Origin of the sequence: Candidatus Enterococcus murrayae (assembly GCF_017315985.1) — a bacterium.
In the GTDB taxonomy this organism is placed as follows: Bacteria; Bacillota; Bacilli; order Lactobacillales; family Enterococcaceae; genus Enterococcus_A; species Enterococcus_A murrayae.
Map to the genome: position 1 here is coordinate 74463 of NZ_JAFLVR010000072.1, position 19603 is coordinate 94065.

Annotated in this window: 26 protein-coding genes and 1 riboswitch; of the genes, 6 read left to right on the forward strand and 20 right to left on the reverse strand. The window is 38.8% G+C overall.

All coding sequences use genetic code 11. The annotated features are described in order from the left end of the window. Positions 1–9 precede the first annotated feature (9 nt). Together pduB and JZO85_RS21190 are read right to left on the reverse strand one after the other, a co-directional pair. A complete protein-coding gene (pduB, locus tag JZO85_RS21185) occupies positions 10–819 on the reverse strand; it encodes a propanediol utilization microcompartment protein PduB (protein ID WP_207110509.1) in 810 nt (269 codons plus the stop codon). A gap of 17 nt (positions 820–836) precedes the next feature. Next, positions 837–1115 carry a BMC domain-containing protein gene (locus tag JZO85_RS21190; RefSeq protein WP_010746546.1) on the reverse strand — a complete coding sequence of 93 codons (279 nt, stop codon included), beginning with the start codon at positions 1113–1115 and terminating at the stop codon, positions 837–839. A gap of 282 nt (positions 1116–1397) precedes the next feature. On the opposite strand from JZO85_RS21190, the gene JZO85_RS21195 reads away from it, so the two are divergent. After that, positions 1398–2294, forward strand: coding sequence for a PocR ligand-binding domain-containing protein (locus tag JZO85_RS21195; protein ID WP_207110510.1), 897 nt, complete (start codon positions 1398–1400; stop codon positions 2292–2294). A gap of 209 nt (positions 2295–2503) precedes the next feature. Further along, positions 2504–2677, reverse strand: a riboswitch (cobalamin riboswitch). 20 nt (positions 2678–2697) lie between these two features. Here JZO85_RS21195 and JZO85_RS21200 read toward each other — a convergent pair. The 16 genes from JZO85_RS21200 to JZO85_RS21275 all read right to left on the reverse strand — a co-directional run bounded on the left by JZO85_RS21200 (position 2698) and on the right by JZO85_RS21275 (position 14232). Continuing rightward, positions 2698–3138 carry a EutP/PduV family microcompartment system protein gene (locus tag JZO85_RS21200; RefSeq protein ID WP_207110511.1) on the reverse strand — a complete coding sequence of 147 codons (441 nt, stop codon included), beginning with the start codon at positions 3136–3138 and terminating at the stop codon, positions 2698–2700. Between the two features lie 2 nt (positions 3139–3140). After that, complete coding sequence (locus JZO85_RS21205; protein ID WP_207110512.1) at positions 3141–3491, reverse strand: BMC domain-containing protein; 351 nt, start codon at positions 3489–3491, stop codon at positions 3141–3143. A 133-nt stretch (positions 3492–3624) separates the two neighbouring features. Then, positions 3625–4821, reverse strand: a complete 1197-nt coding sequence (locus JZO85_RS21210) for an acetate kinase (protein ID WP_207110513.1) — start codon at positions 4819–4821, stop codon at positions 3625–3627. A 47-nt stretch (positions 4822–4868) separates the two neighbouring features. Further along, complete coding sequence (locus JZO85_RS21215; protein ID WP_207110514.1) at positions 4869–5876, reverse strand: class I SAM-dependent methyltransferase; 1008 nt, start codon at positions 5874–5876, stop codon at positions 4869–4871. A gap of 166 nt (positions 5877–6042) precedes the next feature. Further along, positions 6043–6363: a competence type IV pilus minor pilin ComGG gene (gene comGG, locus JZO85_RS21220; RefSeq protein WP_242550481.1), complete on the reverse strand. Its 321-nt coding sequence runs from the start codon at positions 6361–6363 to the stop codon at positions 6043–6045. Then, a complete protein-coding gene (gene comGF, locus JZO85_RS21225) occupies positions 6356–6778 on the reverse strand; it encodes a competence type IV pilus minor pilin ComGF (RefSeq protein WP_207110515.1) in 423 nt (140 codons plus the stop codon). The genes comGG and comGF overlap by 8 nt, the downstream gene beginning before the upstream one ends. After that, positions 6765–7049 carry a competence type IV pilus minor pilin ComGE gene (gene comGE / locus JZO85_RS21230; RefSeq protein ID WP_347401817.1) on the reverse strand — a complete coding sequence of 95 codons (285 nt, stop codon included), beginning with the start codon at positions 7047–7049 and terminating at the stop codon, positions 6765–6767. Before comGE ends, comGF begins: the two co-directional genes overlap by 14 nt. Continuing rightward, positions 7027–7494, reverse strand: a complete 468-nt coding sequence (gene comGD, locus JZO85_RS21235) for a competence type IV pilus minor pilin ComGD (RefSeq protein ID WP_207110517.1) — start codon at positions 7492–7494, stop codon at positions 7027–7029. The genes comGE and comGD overlap by 23 nt, the downstream gene beginning before the upstream one ends. Next, positions 7463–7735, reverse strand: coding sequence for a competence type IV pilus major pilin ComGC (gene comGC, locus JZO85_RS21240; protein ID WP_207110518.1), 273 nt, complete (start codon positions 7733–7735; stop codon positions 7463–7465). Before comGC ends, comGD begins: the two co-directional genes overlap by 32 nt. After that, on the reverse strand, positions 7732–8745 hold the full coding sequence (gene comGB / locus JZO85_RS21245) for a competence type IV pilus assembly protein ComGB (RefSeq protein WP_207110519.1): 1014 nt from the start codon (positions 8743–8745) through the stop codon (positions 7732–7734). The genes comGC and comGB overlap by 4 nt, the downstream gene beginning before the upstream one ends. Then, positions 8724–9656, reverse strand: coding sequence for a competence type IV pilus ATPase ComGA (gene comGA, locus JZO85_RS21250; RefSeq protein ID WP_207110520.1), 933 nt, complete (start codon positions 9654–9656; stop codon positions 8724–8726). Before comGA ends, comGB begins: the two co-directional genes overlap by 22 nt. 92 nt (positions 9657–9748) lie before the next feature. Continuing rightward, the gene (gene trmB, locus JZO85_RS21255) at positions 9749–10408 is read right to left on the reverse strand and encodes a tRNA (guanosine(46)-N7)-methyltransferase TrmB (protein WP_207110521.1); all 660 of its coding nucleotides are present in this window, start codon (positions 10406–10408) and stop codon (positions 9749–9751) included. Positions 10409–10548: 140 nt separating this feature from the next. Further along, positions 10549–11331 carry a phosphotransferase family protein gene (locus JZO85_RS21260; protein WP_207110522.1) on the reverse strand — a complete coding sequence of 261 codons (783 nt, stop codon included), beginning with the start codon at positions 11329–11331 and terminating at the stop codon, positions 10549–10551. An 89-nt stretch (positions 11332–11420) separates the two neighbouring features. After that, positions 11421–12290: a D-amino-acid transaminase gene (gene dat, locus JZO85_RS21265; protein ID WP_207110523.1), complete on the reverse strand. Its 870-nt coding sequence runs from the start codon at positions 12288–12290 to the stop codon at positions 11421–11423. 3 nt (positions 12291–12293) lie between these two features. Next, complete coding sequence (locus tag JZO85_RS21270; protein ID WP_207110524.1) at positions 12294–13502, reverse strand: ABC transporter permease; 1209 nt, start codon at positions 13500–13502, stop codon at positions 12294–12296. Next, positions 13495–14232 (reverse strand): ABC transporter ATP-binding protein, encoded by a 738-nt coding sequence (locus JZO85_RS21275; protein ID WP_207110525.1) that lies wholly within the window; start codon positions 14230–14232, stop codon positions 13495–13497. Before JZO85_RS21275 ends, JZO85_RS21270 begins: the two co-directional genes overlap by 8 nt. 194 nt (positions 14233–14426) lie before the next feature. Here JZO85_RS21275 and JZO85_RS21280 point away from each other — a divergent pair, with 194 nt between their 5' ends. From JZO85_RS21280 to JZO85_RS21300, 5 genes are all read left to right on the forward strand, one after another. Continuing rightward, a complete protein-coding gene (locus tag JZO85_RS21280) occupies positions 14427–14852 on the forward strand; it encodes an HIT family protein (protein ID WP_242550484.1) in 426 nt (141 codons plus the stop codon). Further along, positions 14853–15239 (forward strand): YtxH domain-containing protein, encoded by a 387-nt coding sequence (locus JZO85_RS21285; protein WP_207110527.1) that lies wholly within the window; start codon positions 14853–14855, stop codon positions 15237–15239. It abuts the gene before it with no gap. A gap of 153 nt (positions 15240–15392) precedes the next feature. Further along, positions 15393–16325 (forward strand): peptidylprolyl isomerase, encoded by a 933-nt coding sequence (locus JZO85_RS21290; protein WP_207110528.1) that lies wholly within the window; start codon positions 15393–15395, stop codon positions 16323–16325. Between the two features lie 106 nt (positions 16326–16431). Then, positions 16432–17262, forward strand: a complete 831-nt coding sequence (locus JZO85_RS21295) for an NUDIX hydrolase (protein WP_207110529.1) — start codon at positions 16432–16434, stop codon at positions 17260–17262. 300 nt (positions 17263–17562) lie between these two features. Continuing rightward, positions 17563–18042, forward strand: a complete 480-nt coding sequence (locus JZO85_RS21300) for a DUF2798 domain-containing protein (protein ID WP_207110530.1) — start codon at positions 17563–17565, stop codon at positions 18040–18042. A 201-nt stretch (positions 18043–18243) separates the two neighbouring features. Here the strand turns inward: JZO85_RS21300 and JZO85_RS21305 are convergent, their stop codons facing one another. Together JZO85_RS21305 and JZO85_RS21310 are read right to left on the reverse strand one after the other, a co-directional pair. Next, complete coding sequence (locus JZO85_RS21305) at positions 18244–18651, reverse strand: hypothetical protein (protein ID WP_207110531.1); 408 nt, start codon at positions 18649–18651, stop codon at positions 18244–18246. A gap of 52 nt (positions 18652–18703) precedes the next feature. Then, a complete protein-coding gene (locus tag JZO85_RS21310) occupies positions 18704–19519 on the reverse strand; it encodes a prenyltransferase (protein ID WP_207110532.1) in 816 nt (271 codons plus the stop codon). Positions 19520–19603 lie beyond the last annotated feature (84 nt).

Consider the following 19603-nt stretch of genomic DNA (forward strand, 5'->3'; position numbering starts at 1 on the left):
CTCCCACTCTTAAATGTATGATGGTTGATCATTTTTAGGCGTGCTTCCCATGGTTCCCAGTAATTGACAACCAATGTCGCGAGCCGAGATGATCGCCTGACGAACAGCACCTGAATCTCCTGTAATTGTCATCGTTACCTCATTTGAGAAACTTTGCCCATTTTGCGGTGTTGCGTAAGAAACTACGTCAACATTCGCTGATTTCAATGCCGTATCAGCCATTACAACTCCAATTGCGGCAGGAGCACCAACTAAAATCCCAAACGCTTTTCCAACTGGGGCGCCAAAAACCTTATTGCACGCATAACTTGCACGAGCTGTATATTGACATTCAATATGTCCAGCTTCGTTGCCGTATACGTCTCCGAAGGTACGTGTATCTACTTCTTTCAAAGTAACTTCTACCGCACGCTTCACATCAGATACATCGTCGCCGCCAAAGATTACGATCGAACCATGACCAGCTCCGCCTTTTGTATCACGAGGCATTTCAATCAAGATAACTTCAGTATTTGTTGCCTTTACAGCTTCATCAGCAGCCATAATATGAGGTCCGGCACCAGTACGAGCGCCTACAATTCCGATTGAACGATATTTTTTCTCTAATTTCATTGTTTCTAATAAAGATGAGTCTACGTTGGCAATTACTAAACCAATTGTGTCTCCAAATTCTGTAGCACCTACAAATTCTGTCAATGCACATTGCTTTTCAATCATTTTTCGATCTCCTCCGTTTGTGGTTTTCATCTCATTTCCTGTTTCCATTTTTGCGAGCACGCGCTTCATGATCTCTTCGATCTTTTGATCTGTGTTTGCCATCAGCTATCCCACCCTTTCTATTCTGACTTAGGGAGCAAGCCTTCAACTTCAGTATGTGGACGTGGAATAACATAATTAGAAACAACTTCTCCTACTGCGTCGGCTGCAGAAACTCCTGCATCAACTGCTGCTTTTACTGCACCTACATCTCCTCGTACCATAACAGTGACTAATCCAGAACCAATTTTCTCCGTTCCAATTAAGGAAACATTCGCAGCTTTTACCATTGCGTCGGCTGCTTCAATGGCACCAATCAACCCCCTAGTTTCAATCATTCCTAACGCTTCCTGTTGCATAAAACATTCCTCCTAATTTTTTGATAGCACTTACATTTATTATGATAAACAAAAAAGATAGAACAAATTTGTCCTATCTTTTAATCCGATTATTTGGAATATTAAAATTTTGTCGCTGCAATGTGTCAAGACAACGTCAAATAAGCCTTAATCAACTATCGATTAAAGTTACAAAATAGCAAAATTTTGTCTTCTGCTAGTCAAAATAATGTTATTGGTATGAACTAGATTTAAAATGAATTTAGGTTCTGGTAGAATGATAGATGACTAGGAGGCGCTTACATGGAAAATATCAGTACACTGAATTCGCAAAGTTCCTTGCAACTTTCCAAAACAATCCAAGATTTTGCTCTCGCTGCAGATTTTGGCTCGGTCATTGTTGACATACATGGAAAGGAAACTTCCGACCTGTATAACTTCTCCCCTTTTTGTCAGATAATGCGTTCTAAGCCAGAGTTCAAATCTCTTTGCCAAAAATGTGATGCCTTTGGAGGCTTGGAGGCCTCAAAAAATGGTAACCCTTGTATTTATCGTTGCCATGCCGGACTTACAGATATTTCATTACCTATTATTCGCAATAATCAATTAATCGGCTTTGCATTATTTGGCCAAGTAGAGATGACTGATGACGCTGAGAACCCATTTACCCGTATCCATCCGATCGTTACTCACTGGGAATCTTCCCCAGAATTACGTCAAGCGAGAAAGAAAGTCAAGACTGTCAATACGACTCAAATTGAATCCGCGGCTGCCTTATTAAAAACAATTGGCGATTACCACTTTAATGATAATGATCCACGAGAGCAGATTAAATTTAACTTTCACTCGAATAAAAAAGAAACAAAAGACCCTATAAACTCAAAAAATGATGAAATTCGTAAAGCTATTTCTTATATCGATACCAATCTAACCACCAATTTAACCCTTGAGGATGTTGCTAACCATGTTTACCTGAGCCAATTCTATTTCAGCCGTTTATTCAAAAAAGAAATCGGTGTCAGCTTTATTACCTATTTGAATCAACAAAGAATTGAACAGGCAAAAGTTCTTTTAACTCAGTCGAGCCTTAGTATCAAGTCTATTTCACAAAATATCGGCTATTCGCAAACCAGCTATTTCTGCAAAATATTTAAGGAACTTGTTGGCATGACTCCCGTCAATTATCGGAAAATAAAATAGCCTCTATACTAAACAGTCGAATTTCGGCTGTTTTTTTTACAACAGCTAGCTTATTTTCGTATGCATCCGATTTACCATCATCAATGATTTCTTTTTTCGCTATATGACTAATAAACAGTGGAACTCGCAAAAAAAAGTGAGGTGTCTGGAAGACACCTCACCAAATAAACGTCACTTGGACTATTCATGGTGAAATAATTCTCCCAATACAATTATCTCGGCAAAAGTAGAGGTATCCTGACTTCGCTTCATCCTCCATCTCGCCTTCCCGAAAGTGGCCTATTGAGATTTTGTCCGCGCATACAGTAGAAAGGGTCTGCCAAGGATTCGCACCTTGTTCCCTGCTCCAAATGCTCTTATTCAATTATTCACGAGTACATGATAACTCAGAATAGATATGTTGTCAAAACTCATTTGTTAATAAGAATTCTTTCAAATCTGTAATGCCTGATTTATTTATGGAAGATAATGAAAATATTTTTTTAGCACCAGCTAATCGTAATCTTTTTTGCGCCAGCTCAAACTCAGCTGGACTATGCTCCAAATCAGTCTTCGTAATGATCCCGATCATCGGTTTCGTAAAGCGCGAAGAAAAACAAGGAGGAAAATAATTCTGTTTACTCGCAATGCTTTGAACGAGAGCAATACAATCAGCTTCAACTGCCGAGCTTACTAAAGCATTGTAGTAAAAACGATTTTCCATGAATTCCCCCGGTGTATCAATCACATTATCGGTAAAATAAACCTGCTGTGTTTTATGATATTTGATTTCCCAATCATTAAGAATCTGCATCAAGGTTGTTTTTCCAGAACCCGTCTCTCCAATAAAAATGACACGCTTCATATTTATGTCCTGGTGATTTCTGCAACATCAAAATCTAAAATCGTTGCCAGTGAATTTGTTACTTGCTTCAATGCGAATTCTACAGAGGATACTTCCCCGATGATCACCACTGCTCCACTAAAACGATCCATAAAACCAATCGAAACATTCCCTGATTTTTTGGCAATATCCGCGCCAATTATTGATGCTTCACTTGGCGTAATCGTTAAGATTCCGATCGCATTACCGGTATGTTCAAGTCCAAGCTTTTCAAAAACCTCCTGATTGGCATGAGGGATCAAATGAGCAAGTGTGACCTGTTTCCCCGGAACATATTCTTGAATGGAACGCTCAATATTTCTTTTTTCACTCATAACAGTCACTCTCACTTTCATAAAAAGTTTAGCATAAAAAAATAGCATAGTTTTGTTCTGATACAACAAAATTATGCTTTCAGATTTTTTGATAAAAAAAGCCTCTGCCGCTTTTGGGCAAAGGCTTTATTGCTTATTTACTTAGACGTTCAACGTCGCGAGCAATCATTACTTCTTCGTCGGTTGGGATAACATAAACTTTCACACGAGAATTTTCAGTTGAAAGTTCTGCTTCTTTGCCGTGGATGCTCTTGTTGATTCCTTCATCAATCTCAATACCGAACCAAGTCATATTTTCTAAAACCATGCGACGAACAGGATCCGCATTTTCTCCAACACCAGCAGTAAATACGATTGCATCTACACCATTCATCACTGAAATGTATTGAGCGATATATTTACGAATACGGTCACAATAGATATCCAACGCTAATATCGCATCTTCGTTGCCTTCTTCAGCACCAGTTTCGATATCACGCATATCGCTTGAGATGCCTGTTAGACCCAATACGCCCGATTTTTTATTCAAGACATCGATCATTTCGTTGATATCTTTAATTCCTGCTTTTTCCATCAAATATGGAAGTAATGAAGCATCGATATCCCCTGCACGTGTCCCCATCGTCAAACCAGCTAATGGTGTGAAGCCCATTGATGTATCCACTGATTTGCCACCTTCAACAGCAGTCACAGACCCGCCGTTTCCGATATGAGCTGTAATGATTTTTGTTTCCTCGATTGGTTTGCCTAGCAACTTAGCAGCGCGCTCTGAGACATAGCGATGACTCGTTCCGTGGAAACCATATTTACGAGCAGAATAGTTATCATAATATTCTTTAGGAATACTGTATAAGAAATTAGTCGCAGGCATTGTTGCATGGAAAGAAGTATCAAAAACAGCCACACTCGTTACATTTGGTAAAATATGGCGGAAAGCTTTGATTCCCATTGCATTAGCCGGATTGTGTAATGGCGCAAACTCGCTTAGCTCTTCAATTTTTGCTAAGACATCGTCATCGATCAAAACAGAATCCTTAAAGTATTCCCCACCAGCTACTACACGATGACCAACACCAGTAATTTCATCAAACGACGCAATAATTTTTAGTTCAAGCAATTGATCTAATAACATTTGAACCGCAACTTCATGGTCTTTAATATCCAAAATTTGTTCAAATTTTTGTCCATCGCCATATTTGATTGTGAAGATTGAATCATTCAAGCCGATCCGTTCAACGATCCCCTTTGCGATGACTGATTCTTCAGGCATTTGATAAAGCTGCCATTTTAGACTTGAACTACCTGCATTGATTGCAATTGTTTTTGACATTTTAACTCTCCTTTATAATTGGATTCCCTTTTGCTCACTTGAGCAGTTTATAAATTAGAAGACTTCCAGTCCTCGAATTTTTTAAAGAATTCTGTTACTTTGGTTGGATCTTTTAATGACGGAAGGTGAACCAATAACACTTTTTCTGCTTGTTCAGCCGTCTCACCCTTTTTCTGAAGCAATAAAATACTTTTGCGTGAATGCTCTGATATAAATAATTCATCTGGCAGTTGAATGATTCCTTGCAGCAATACTTCATTCTTCAACCATTTTTGCAATAACGGTCCTTGCTCTGTTTCAAGGAAATTACTTGGCACTAAAAACAGGCCAAAGCCATCTGGTTTAACATAATTCATCGCTTGCTCCATCAATAGATGATGCGCATAGCTATGTTCCTTTTCAGAGTGAGTCGCAAATTTTTCGGCCTGCTGGTCATTCGGGTAATAGCCCACTGGCAGATCACCGATAACATAATCAACTGGATCGACTAATAAGTCTTGCAGACTATCCTGATGGAACAATTTGATTTCTTCATCCATTAACAGACTATCCGAAGCAGCAATCGCGAGCAGCGTTTCGTCATTATCTACGCCGATCCCCTTAACAGAATAATTCGCCGCTTGTAGATTAATCAGTGTCGTCAGTAAAAGATTTCCCATACCGACAGTAATATCTAAAATTTCTAATGGTTGTTCCTTTTTCAATGTCAACTGTTCAATCAAAAAGACAAATAAAAAACCAATACTATCAGGCGTCAATTGATGATTGGGCTGTAAACCTTCAGTTTTTGAACCTTTTAGTAAAACCAATTGCGTTAATTTGCGCCAATCTTCTTTCCCTAACTCTAATCCCAAAAGTTTTTGATAAAGTGTCTCTACTTTTTTTACAGTAGCTTCATCTGGCTGTTGATCAAGCACACGTACTTTTGCATTGTCAACTAAGTTCTCCGTATTTTCGATGTAAGCGTCAAAAAAAGAAGTACTTAGTGAATGTTGCAACGCGATGATCGCTTCTTCCATCAAAGAAAAAGCTGTTTCTATTTTTTCTGGATTCATCTTGCACCTCACTAACTAATATAACACTCACGATACCTGTTCTATTTTAGCGGACATGTTCCAATTAATCAATCGCTTTCTTTCTTTTATTATTGATTTTCTAATTCAGCATAAAAGTATCCTTTACAATATATCTGCCGATATTTGCTTGATCTCATGACCTATATCAGTTCGAGGAATTTGATGTGCTATTTTTTTCATAAAAATGATATGTTTTCTTTTTAATTTTCACTATAATCTTTAATTGAGTCTGTTCTGTTTCAAAGGTTATCTCGCCTTTGTTGAACATCCACGTGCCTTTTTTAGCATTCAATTTGGGATAATCTGCTAGAAAAAGTTCTTTCGCGATTTTTGCCTGATACAGTTGCTCTGTTCGTGACACTAAATCTGCTGTTTGGTGATAGCTGGTCGTTAAATTCAGCACTAAAAAGCTAAATAAAAAAATAGCCAAAAGCACAGAGAGCAATACTCCGCCTTGGCTATTCAAAGATCCATGTACCTTCTTTTTGTTTTCCATCAGTGAACGTAACGACAAAATCCACTCCATGATTTTTTTCTTGGCAAACAAACTGCTTCACTCCTGTCAATAATGGCTGGTTCCCGCCAGATTGTCTTTTGATAATTCTTTTATTGACCTTCTGTATGTTTAATGGAACCATTTTCCCTTTATCTTCTATTTTAGTTAAGATTTCATGTTGCGTAGCAGCTATGTAGTCTGCATCAGCTAACTCATTATCTAATTGAAGTAAAAATATTTCCCATTCCAGCTGATGATACCCGCTCAACGCCTGTTCCATTTTATGGGCATGCTGGATAAGACCCGATAGCAGCAAAATAATGCCGCTAAGCATCAATAGCGCAACTAAACTTTCTAATAATGTAAAGCCGTTACTCCTTAACAATCAGAATCCCTCCTTGTTGATTTGATGCTCGTCCTTCTTCTAAGGAAACTTCGATCTGGGATTTTTCCGGCTTTACAGAATGCAGACGACAACGTCGCGTTTCAGTGTAAAGATCGCGATAATTTGTGAGACTGCTCAGTCGTTGCTGACTCTCCATCTGCATCTCAACTGTCACCTCTACATAACTGGAAACAATCACCATTAAAATTGCTAGACTAATCAAGCTCTCTAACAAAATATATCCCTTTTCATTTCCGCTCAAATCGACCACTCCCCATTTGAAATTGATAGGTGATTGGACCACCATCAGAAAAAACAACCTTGGGGATGTTCCCATTCCCCGGCTGATCAGTAGAAATATTCCCTTTGCCGGCACTAAAAAAAATGGTGTCCTTGCTTTCTAGTTGAATTGACTGCGGAAGCTTTAACTGTTTCCATGCTAGTTCCGTGTGAATAGTATAAAATATGATCATTTGTTGATTTTTATGAAGCTCTATACGAGTGCCGCGATGATCTGTAATAGCCACTTGCTGAAGATGCAAAACTGATTTCTCAAATTGATAGTAGAAAAAAGTCTTTTCCAGCTGCTGCTGCCATTTTTTAAGTGCTACTGTTGGCAATAAAACAAAACTACAAACCAGTAAGAGTACAATTAACGCTTCAACTAAAGTGAAACCAGCTTTATTATTTCCCTTTATCCCGCTCATAGGCTTCATACTGCTTCTCCTTCACATAGCCTTGATCAATTAATTCTTGTTTGCTAGGTGCTCTACCGTGATCTAACTCAAAAACTTCAATTTGGGTCTCGACAACTTTTGCGATAGCCGAATCACTCTTCTTTGTCGCACTATCCTTTTGATTGATCAACTTAGGAACAAAGAGCAGCAACAGCAAACTAATAATGAAAAGCACAACTAACATTTCTAACAATGTAAAACCGGATACTTTCTTTTTCACAAGATTCCCTCCAAATTCGTTAAAGGCAGGAGCATCGTTAAGTACAAACTAACTATTAAAAGTGCCACGATCAAGAAAACAAGGGGCTGCAGCCAAGAACATAAGAATTCTAATTGATTAAAAAAGCGGCGCCAGACTAATTGACTGTAGGTTAATAATTCTTTAGCCAAATTCCCTCGGGCTTCGCCTTGGAAAACAATTCGGCTGAATTCTTTTGTTAAAAAAGGATACTTTTCTATTTCCTCCGCTAGGGTATTCCCCTGAGCTAAACGAACTTTCAGATCAGCAGCCATTTCCTGCATTAATGATTTGCCTTCAATTACTAGCAAACATTCAATTATTTGATTCAACTCTAAGCCTTGCTGAAAAAGCTTTCCCCACTCCAAAGCAAAATAAGCAGAATAATAATTGCTGAATAATGTACCGATCAAAGGTATTCTTGCTAAATAACCAAATCTAGCTAAATAAGTATGGCGCTTTCCAAAAGACCGCCAACACAAAAGAAGGAATAGTAAAAAAGCAATCATTCCCAATCCAATAACCGGTACTGATTCAATCAACTGTACTGAAAAATCCCCTGCTCGTATCATTCCGCTAGCTAACAATTGCGGCAATAGAAAAAAACGCATTCCTAACAAAATTACTATTAAAAATATTAGTAAAAGAAGCGGATAAGAAACGGCTTTGAGAAAATTTTCTCGTTGACGCTGCACTAATCTCATTTGTTCCGCAATACCTAATAATGTTTGCGCTAAGTCCCCGTGAGATTCAGCCAATTCAATTTGTAAAATCTGATCATTCGAATAATTCAATTGGTTAAAGCTCATGGCTAAACTTTTTCCTTGATGAAGATCCCGTTGAACCGAATCTAAAATTAATGGAAGAAAAAGATTTGCGTTAACAAAAAAATCGAAAGACTGCTGTAAGCTGAAGCCGTTTTCCAATAAATCGCCTAATAGATGAACAAAATCAATTCGTTGCTTTCTAGTTAATTTGGTTCTATTCCACACGCCTCGAGACCCTCCTCCCAAGTAAATAGCAGGTCATCATGATAAAATCGATAGCTAGTTAATAAGCCAATCGTTTCATTGAGCGACAAAAGCTCCTGATAAACAATTCCCTGTAAACATTCCTTGAGTAGCGAAGCTTCACCGCCTAGCTCTATTATCCTTGCGTGAGCAGTTTCTAAACTGGCAGCATGCAAAGTCGCGAAAACGCAATGTCCTGTCAGGGCTGCTCTGATTGCACCTTGAATTGTCTTCGTATCACGTATCTCTCCAATGATTAATACATCCGGATGGTGTCTCAAGGATAATTTGATCAATTCGTCATAGCTCTGGTAAATTTTTTCGTTTACCTGCAACTGCAGGAAATCGGGTTCTTCAATTTCTACTGGATCTTCTATGGTCAGTACACGCCCCTCTATTTCTCTTGCCAACTTATACATCAAAGTCGTCTTACCTGAACCAACAGGGCCGCAAAACAAGTAAAGCCCTCTCCTCTTTACCTGCTTTTGAAGGATGCTCAATTGCTCTGGTAGATGATAAACTTCTTTGCTATGACCAAATTGATGTAAAAAACGAATAACTAAACTTTCACGATGCAAATAATCTCCTACGGTAGAAAGCCTTAACCTTTGTTCCCCATGAGGCAAGGAATAGGAGATCGCACCCAATTGTGCCTTTCTTTTTTCGCTAACATCCATTTGACCCAGATACTTAAAACGATTAATCAGCTGCAATGCAGTAACCACACACATTTCATTTTTAACATAGGATAGATTTGAGTCTTCACGCTCATAGAAGGAGCCTCGGCGAAAAAAGTAGCGGTACTTCTCTCCCTGAGGTAATAAATATAAGTCTTGCATCTGATGCTCGAAGCCGTACTGAATCAATTCGTCTGAAAGCTGTTCGATCTCCATTCCTTTCACCTCAAAAATAATATACGTAAAAAAAATTGATGGCTTTAAAAAAAAGAAGATGAATCAAAAAAAGATTCATCTTCGTTAAATATCTATTTTTCAGTTTTAGTCTTATCTTGAAAGCGTGCTTCGACTCGGTAAATACGCTGACCTCTATTCGAAAATTTTTCTTCATACTCAGTCATGATATTTCCTTCATAGGAGCTCTCATGTAAATCCAGCCACACTTGCTCAAGAGTCATACCGTATTTTGAAAAGCTGCTCAAGGAGTATTCAAATAGTCCTTGATTATCTGTTTTAAAATGGATTTCTCCCATTGGACGCAAGATTTCTTCATCTACTGTTAAAAAACTCGGCGATGTTAGGCGACGTTTCTCGTGTTTTTTCTTTGGCCAGGGATCTGAGAAGTTCAAGTAAATTTGATCAACTTCACTATCAGCAAAATAATTGGTCAATTCTGATCCATCAACGTGCAATAGCTGTAAATTAGGCAATTCTGCTTCAACCAGCTTGTCCAATGCCATTGAAACCACACTGACCTGCATCTCTACACCAATGTAATTGATTTCTGGATGCGCTGCAGCCATCCCAGTGATAAATTGTCCTTTCCCCATTCCGATTTCAATATGGATCGGGTGATCATTTCCGAAGCGTTCAGACCAGCGTCCTTTCCATGCTTCAGGGTCTTGCACTACATATTCAGGGCGAGCTGCCAGCATTTCGGCTGCGCCCGGACGATTTCTTACTCGCATTGTCTTCCTCCAAAAATTCTATCTTAAATGTATTCTTTTCGTACCGCATACGCTCCAGCTAATTCTTCTCTTTCTACTAGAAAAGCTCATTAAAAACCTTAATTCCTGCGGCTCGCAAAAAAGAAAACTGAACGAAACGTTCAGCTTCCAGCAAAAATTCGTTTTAATTGTAAAATCGATTGATTCATATGATGGTACTCTTCACGCTTGTATTGTCGTGCAATTTCAAGAAGCAGACTCATCAAGCCATACCAATAAACGCGCTCCATGTTTTCATCCGTTGGTCGAATACCATACCGCACAAGCCATTTACTCCAGCTGGAGAGCGGTACGTAATTACCTAAAATCGTTCCAATATCCAGTGCTGGATCAGCAAACATGACCGAGTCCCAATCAACTAGATATAAATAATTCGAACAGACCAGCCAGTTTCGATGATTCACATCACCATGGACAACAGTATAATTTTTCTTCGCATACGTTGGAATATTTTTTTTCAAATAATCATAAACCAGCTCAATGAACCCATTTTGCTCGATCATCGTTGGCAGATTCGCTTCGTAATCTCCCAATAATTGTTGCGGTGACACTTGACGTCCACCCATTTTCTTCAGCATCACTTTCAATGAAGGCGAGTGATGAAGATGATACAATACATCCACTACATCATTCCGACGAGGGATTTCTTCTGGTTCAAGGATTCGCCCATCCAACCATTCCTGTGCAGTTAACGTGTCACCATTCCCTGTCCGCTTGATCCAGACAAGCTTCGGCGCGATTCCTTCACGGGATAAGGCTGCCAACATTGGAGTGGTATTTCGTTTAATGAAGACGCGATCTTCGTCTCGATAGCCGATATACGTTTTCCCCGTATCGCCTTTGATCGGCTGCACACGCCAGTCACTATCCAACTGAAACTCCATTCCCAAGGCCCTCCCCTAGCATTTTAAACGTATTTACTATTTTAGTCGGGGAAAGGCACTTCGTCAAGGGCATGTATGTTCTTCTTTGATTATTTTTCATCGCGATGTGCTTGAACAGCTAAATTCACTGCTTCAATATAAGCATTGAGAATTTTTTTGGTAACTTTTCCTGGCATACCGCTACCGATTTTTTGATCATCGATTTCAATGATCGGCATGATTTCCGCAACAGAGCTAGTCTTGAAACACTCGTCGGCCACTAATAGTTCTTTCTCAGTAAAGGTCTCTTCCCGCAATTCGATACCTAAAGCCTTCGTCAGCTCACGAATTTTTATCTTTGCAATACCTGGCAAAACTAAATTGCCATCAGGATGTGTGTAAACCACACCCTCTTTTACCATCCATAAATTTGACGCTGATGCCTCCGTCACATTACCATTACGAACCAAAACAGCTTCATCATAGCCTTTTTGCTGTGCTTCGTCTAAAGCTAGGATATTACCTAATAAACTGATTGATTTGATATCACAGTGCAACCAACGTCTATCTTCAACGAACCCAGCCCGAATGCCGATGTTTTGTTTTGCACTTGGACGTGCTGCAGGTTGAATATCAGCCATTAACACAGGCTGAACTTCTTTTGGATCGGGAAAATTATGCAGCCGCGGTTTAGCTGTGCCGCGGGTTACTTGGAAATAGACGCGTGCATTTTCTAATCCAACTTCATCGGCTAATCGATGCAATCGCCGACTCAATTCTTCTCTTGTAAAAGGAAGAGACATCCGAATTTTTTCTGCACTGAACCATAAACGATCCAGATGCTCTTTTTCCATATACATGTACCCGTCATATATGCGGATCACTTCATAAATACCATCGCCAAATTGATACCCGCGGTCTTCAAGATCAATCTTAACTTCTGATTCATCTACAATTTTTTCATTCCATAATACTTTCATTCACTAGACCTCCATTTTCTTTATTCTTGCTGGAAGATAAAACCAAGCAAACAAGCCGATTTCAATCAAAAGCAATACTAATAGGAGCAAACTTTCAACAATTGACAAATGGACCAAACTGCATAAGGTAAAAATTATGGACGCAGCGAACAAAAGAATGACCATCAATCTTTGTAAAGCTGCTCTTTTATATTTCGTTGGTACCGGATAAAGCTGGGTCGAACTAATATAATCAAACTGATTGTATAAAGGAATCATTTGAAATCCGATTAAGTAAACAAACAGCAGACTAACTCCCGTTACAAAGCGGAAATCATTCAAGGAGAACAACAACACTCCGCCAACAATCAGCAAACGGAAAAACAGACCGCCAAATTCCGCACCTCGCAAGGCTCCTCGAGCAAATAAATAGAGATACGTATTCTCTTGTTTGAATGAGATTTTAGCCAATAGTCCATCCAAATATTTTCGCCGACGAACCTTCGCCTCCACTTCAGGTACATCCGTAAATAGATTAATGAATTGATAAATTCGATGCAATCGTGCATTTTCACGATCAATCATTTTGCTCCAATCCAATAATCGTTTTCTTTCTTGCGTCAACGAAATAAAGGCAAAGGTGGCTGCTAAAGACAATACTGTACCGATCCAAGCAGTACTGTACAGACTGACAAATAGGATTGCTCCACTAACGATAAACCATAATACCAGCAGCCGCTGTGTCTGCTCCTGTGTTTTCTGATAGCAAGCCAATCGCTGCAGCCGCAGATGAGAAAATTTCAATCCCCACAACATTATTAAATAGAAGAAAAAGTTGGTAAAACTGATTTGTTTAGCTAAAACTACCAATGGCAGCAACGCTCCGCAAATAAGCAGCTCAACAACAAACGGAAAGGCGAGTGAGTGCCGTAATCCGCGAGATAAATAATCTCCCATTTCTTTCTCTTTTGGTAATAGAAAAGCCATGTCGGCAGGCTCGACTAAAGTCGCTAGTTTGCCAAACGGCAAGGCAAACCACCATATAACACCCACAATCGGCAAACTCCATGGAAAATCTGGCGGCAATTGCTTTAATAAATTCGAATAGTAAAAGGCTAGGCCGCCGACTAAGAACAAGCACACCAAGACAAAATGATCATTCAACACGTAACGCATATATTTCATCATTTTTTTCTGATGGCGTTGTCGCCTTAATAGAAAAAAATCATGCATGTTCCTTCTCCTTTGTCAGTGCGATATAGATTTCGTCTAAAGAAGAATCAGGCAAATTAAATTCAGCTTGTAATTCCCGTAAAGTGCCTTGCGCTCTTACTTCTCCTTCATGTAAAACAATAAATCGATCACAATATTTTTCTGCGGTTGCCAAAATATGCGTAGACATCAAGATTGCTGCCCCCTGCTCTTTCATGGTCACCATCAATTCCAATAGGGCATTGATCGCTAATGGGTCCAATCCGAGAAACGGCTCATCAATGATGTACAAACTTGGCTGTATCAAAAACGCGCACAACACCATCACTTTTTGCTTCATTCCTTTAGAAAAATTCACAGGAAACCAATCCAAACGATTTTCTAAACGGAAGGTTTTTAACAGTGACTCCGCCCGCTGCATTGCCTCCTCCTTTGGAATATCATAAGCCATGGCTGTTACTTCAATATGTTCTCGCAACGTCAGCTCCTCATACAACGATGGTGTTTCAGGAATATAGCCGATCTTTTTCCGATAATTCTCTGGCTCCTGCTGTAAGGTTAAATCGTCAACTGTGATTGTTCCTTTTTGCGGTGTCAATAAACCGATAATATTTTTGATGGTGGTGGATTTCCCAGCCCCATTCAATCCGATCAGCCCGATCATCTCTCCATTTTTAACTTCAAAATTAATATCTTTTAAAACAGGCAAGTGTCCATAACCGCCTGTAACATGCTGAATTGCTAAGCTCATCTTTTCCCCTCCATTTTCTTAGTTAGTATTATAGCAGAATCCCGCAAATATTTAATCTTCTCCTGACCTTTTCCAGCACAAGTATAACAAGTTATGGTAAAGTAAAAGAAGATTTTGCGACGGCTTCTGTTTTTTTCTTAGCAGCCGTCGACTCAGAAATAAATAATCTTGAGCTATCAGAAAGGATGTTTGCAATGGAAAATTGTATTTTTTGTAAAATTATCGATCAAGAAATCCCTAGCTACAAAATTTATGAGGATGAAAAAGTCTATGCGTTTTTAGACATCTCGCAGGCAACAAAAGGGCATACACTCGTTGTTCCAAAACAGCATGTGACTGATATTTTTGAATATGATGATACTTTGGCAGCAGATGTGTTTGCGCGTATTCCTAAAATTGCCCGTGCAATCGAAGAAGCTTTTCCTGAAATGGAAGGATTAAATATTTTAAATAATAATAAAGAATTAGCTTATCAGTCTGTCTTCCATTCTCATATACATTTAGTTCCCCGTTACAGCAAAAAGGATGATTTCTCGATTCATTTTGGCAACCATACTGATCAGCAGACGCCCGAAGAAATGCAGGCAATCGCTGATCAGATCAAAGAGCAGGTGAAATAAATGAGCTTTTTTAAGGGAATTCTTTTTGGCGCCGGACTGGGAACACTTGGCGGGCTTCTATTCGCACCTCGTAAGGGTGAAGAAACACGTGAAAAACTAATTACCAACACGCGAGACCTTGTCGAATTAACGGACGAATTGAATGATAACTTAACAGCATTCCAAGAGTCACTGGTTACTTTAAAAGGTACCTTTGATACATTAGTTCCTGCCTTCAAGTCTGGCGTCGAAAAGGATATTGAGGAATTTCGTTTTCAAGCCGATCCTCGTATCCAACAGATCGAAGCACAGTTGAAGAAAATCGATCAATCATTGCCTCAAACAGAAGAAAAAACAACTATCAAAAAGGGCCGCTTCTCCTTAGAACGACCTGTTGAAGAAAAATAATAATTAACTTGTTTCACTTATATAATTGTGCCTTTATTGTGAATTTTCTCGGAAACTATTTTTACCCCCTTTCCTTTGCATTTTTAGGTATGTTATAGTTGAAAAGGAATAACAAACGTATGTAAATATAATTTTAGGAGTTGTAGTAAAGAAATGAAGAAAAAGATTCTTTTAGCCACTGCTGGCTTACTTAGCGTAATTGTACTGGGGGCTTGTTCAGGAAGTTCTAATCAAGACATCGCGACAATGAAGGGCGGAAAAATCACCGTCGAAGATTTTTATAATGAAGCGAAAAAAGAACAAACGAACCAAAGTTTAGTTCGTAATATGATTATCTACAAAGTTTTCGAAAATGCTTATGGGGATAAAGTTACGGATAAACAAATCGATAAAGAATACAACAAACAAGCAAAACAATTAGGCGATAGCTTCGAAAGCCAATTGAAATCTGCTGGTTATACGAAAAAATCTTATAAAGAATATTTGAAACAATCATTGGCTTTCCAAGAAGGCTTAAAATCGCATGTGAAAATCACCGATAAAGATTTGAAATCTGCTTGGGATTCATTCCATCCAGAAGTAACAGCCCGCATCATTCTAGCAAGCAGCGAAGATGAAGCCAAAGAAATAAAGAAACAATTAGATGACAAAGGTGATTTTGCTAAAATTGCAAAAGAAAAATCACAAGATGCAACAACGAAAAAAGATGGCGGAGAAATCAAATTTGATTCTCAATCATCAACAGTTCCAACTGAAGTAAAAGAAGCAGCCTTTAAGTTGAAAGATGGAGAAGTTTCTGATGTAGTTACTGCAATGGATTCATCTACTTACCAATCAAGCTACTACATTGTTAAAATGGAGAAAAATTCTTCTAAAGGCAATGACATGGATAAATACAAGAAAGAATTGAAACAAATCGCAGAAGATACAAAAATGGCTGACCAAACGTTCTCTTCTGAAGTTATCGCTAAAGAACTGAAGAAAGCGAACGTGAAGATCAAAGATGATTCATTCGAAAATATCTTATCTGACTTCTTGACTACAAATAGTTCAAACAAAAAAGCAACCACTGAATCAACAAAATAAGTTGAATGAATCAAAAGGGGAATTCCAAGCGGAGTTCCCCTTTTTTAGATATTCATGCTACAATAAAGTAGCGATTACTTATAATAAGAAGATGGGTGAACAAAGCATGAAAAAATTTGCCTCTAAAGAAGCAGAAAAAGATTATTATGAACACGAAGCTGACGAAGCTGAATTCGTCGCTTGGTATAAAGAACAGGATCATCCTGAATATGACAAACCTTCTGTCACCGTTGATATTGTCATTATGGGCTATAACAAAGAAGAAGATCAGCTGAAAATTTTATTAATCCAGCGTCGCGGAAATCCCTACCGTAATTCTTGGGCGTTGCCTGGCGGCTTTGTCGAGCGGAATGAATCCACGAATGATAGCGTTCGCCGCGAAACTGCGGAGGAAACTGGCTTGGTTATCGGCAGAAAAAATGTTGAACAACTACATACCTTCAGTTCACCAAATCGTGATCCTCGCGGTTGGGTGATTACTGTCAGCTATTTAGCCTTTATCGGACAAGTGCCGCCGACTGCTGGCGATGACACTCAAGATGCTCGCTGGTTTAATATGGAGCGTCATGGTGAAACGATTTATCTGACCAGCGATGACGACATCTCCATCGAGATCGACTTAGAAACGGGAAAATCAATTGGCAAAGATACTTTAGCTTTTGACCACAATGAGATCATTCGCAAGGCTTTCAATCGGGTCGTTAATAAAATGGATCATGAGCCATTGATCCTGCAAGTTTTAGGTGAAGAGTTTACAATCACAGAAGCGCGCAAAGTTTTTGCTAAATTTTTAGGGGTCGATTTCAAAACAGTCGATCACTCCAATTTCAAAAAAGCAATGTTGCAATATTTTGATGAAATCGGCGAGCGTCCAGTCGGAATTGGACGTCCTTCAAAGATTTATCGCTTAAAAGATGAGATTGGTGAAAAAAAATAAAAGTTTTACTTACATGAAAGAGGAAAATCTGTATATAATGGAAAAAGCAAAAAATGCCTTTCCATAACGCAGTGAAGATCCCAAGTGGCAATCGTAGCGAGTTATACGATTGCCACTTTTTTGTCAGTTCTGCTTTTAGCAGTTTAATAAATTATAAGATGGATACGAGGTTTACTATCTTCAATGAAGGTCGGAATGTTTCGCTTTAACGAAATGCCCAACGACATTCCTAGTCATTTTTTTTGAAAAATGATTTCCTTAGTAGAAATGAACTGTATTCAAAAAATTAGGAGGATTTTTATGCCAAGAAATAAAAGAGAAAGTTTTGTTTATACGTTAATTATGTGTTTTGTGATGGTTTTTTGGATGAGTTTATACAATATTTATCTGCATTCAGGAGCTTTCACCATGGAGGTTCTTAAATCTGCTTGGCTTGGTCTGCCGTTAGGCTACTTCTGTGCTTTGATTTTAGATTGGTTCGTCGTTTCGACTCCAGCTAAAAAAGTGGCATTCAAGCTACTGCCGACTTTTGCCAGTCCCTTACGCAAAGTCCTAACGATATCCAGCTGTATGGTCTTGCCGATGGTCTTTTTCATGTCCCTTTACGGTACAATCGAAGTGTTGAGCAAAACTCAAGAGTGGAACCTGATTTTCATTGTCTGGGGAAGCAATATTTTAAAAAATCTTATCATGGCTCTACCCTTTCAACTACTCATTGCCGGACCTCTTGTTCGAAAAATTTTCAGAAGAATTTTTCCTGTAGGAACAATCATAGCGTAACGCAAACTGCCCCAAGAAAGGCTTCACGAACTCGCTCAGCTTATTGCCGATAAAGCTAGTTCGTGAAGCCAGACATGGATATACCTGCTGCAAAGCGATTTATTCATGTGAGAATTTTTTGCTTTCTTTATGGTTAAATTAAAAAGCTTCTTTTTCCAAGTCGGGAAAAAGAAGCTCTTTTTTTTTGCGCGTTTTATCAAACTAAACTTTATGTTCTTGGCTATTCTGTTTCAAAAATAGCGTTAGCTGCTCTGTTAAAATATATACCTGTTTTTCAAGAATATCGACTCTTTTTTCTAATCCACTGATAGAACTTGCTTCCGAATTATTTTTCTGCTTTTGATGAGAATATAATCTTGGCAGACCGGATGCTTCATATTGCTCCAGTAGTTGAGGGATTTTTTGATTATCCACGATCACTTGAGTGGTGATCAATACCTCTCCATCTTCATTAACCCGCTTGCTGGTACTTGTTTCCATTCCTTCAAGAGCACTGGGACCGACAACATAACCCGTCATTTCTTTTACGATCATCTGATTTTCTTTTAACCAACCATAAAACGTATTTTGATTGAGTCCGTATTCTCTTTTTATTTCGATTAACTTCATTGCTGCCTACCTCCTTATTTATTAAAAGATACGCAATAAACGGAGATAGATTCTATTTGGCTAAATTGGCAACGATCTCCTGGTAGCGTTTAGTCGCTAGAACACTCACCTGATCCTTTTTACAAAAGTTTAATTTGCGTAATTTCGGGACTACGCGTTCCACAACTATCTGATCCTCTATCGTTTTCTGTCTCAATGATTCAAATGCTTCGTTAAAACGCGGATCTTTCCGAGCTTTCTTATAAAAAGACAAAACATAAAGGTAGTAAAATAGATTATATCCGCGAAATGGGTACTCTACCTGCATAAACAATGTTCCGATTCCATAATGACATGGTCCAATGGGTAATTTCGTTTCCCAATGGTTCAACAGAAATTCCACAGCGGCATCTAACTCTGCTTCTTCAACAAAGCTTGTCCGTCGAAATAATTCTAGCGCATTTAATGTCGGTAGTGGGTTTGAAAATTCCGTTTCTGGTCCACGTCCATAATAGAATTTTTTGCACCACCAACCACCGTCATCGTAACGTGTTGCTAATAGGTGATCCATTGTCTGCTTCATTCGAGGATCCTCTCCATGACCTAAACGAACTAAAAGAATAGCTGCTGGAATTGTTTGACAAGGAAATACAGCACCTTTAGGATACAGTTTAAACTCTCCAGGTTCGCGCCAGCATTCCCATAAAAGTTCCGCAACTCTTTGTAAGATCTCCTCTTGCGGGTCCATTCCCAATTCCAACAAATACTCTGCTGATTCTAAACAAGAAAAAGGAGCGCCCTTCCCCAATCGCTTATCCTCTGTCGTCCAATAATCCCAACCTTGATCATACCGATGAGCTAAAATTGCTTGAATATCTGCTTTATTCATCTTTTACTCCTTCAATGCATTTTCTTTTAAGTTTATCATAGCCAGCTTAGAGAAGGGAACATACTTTCACCTTGTATATTTAAA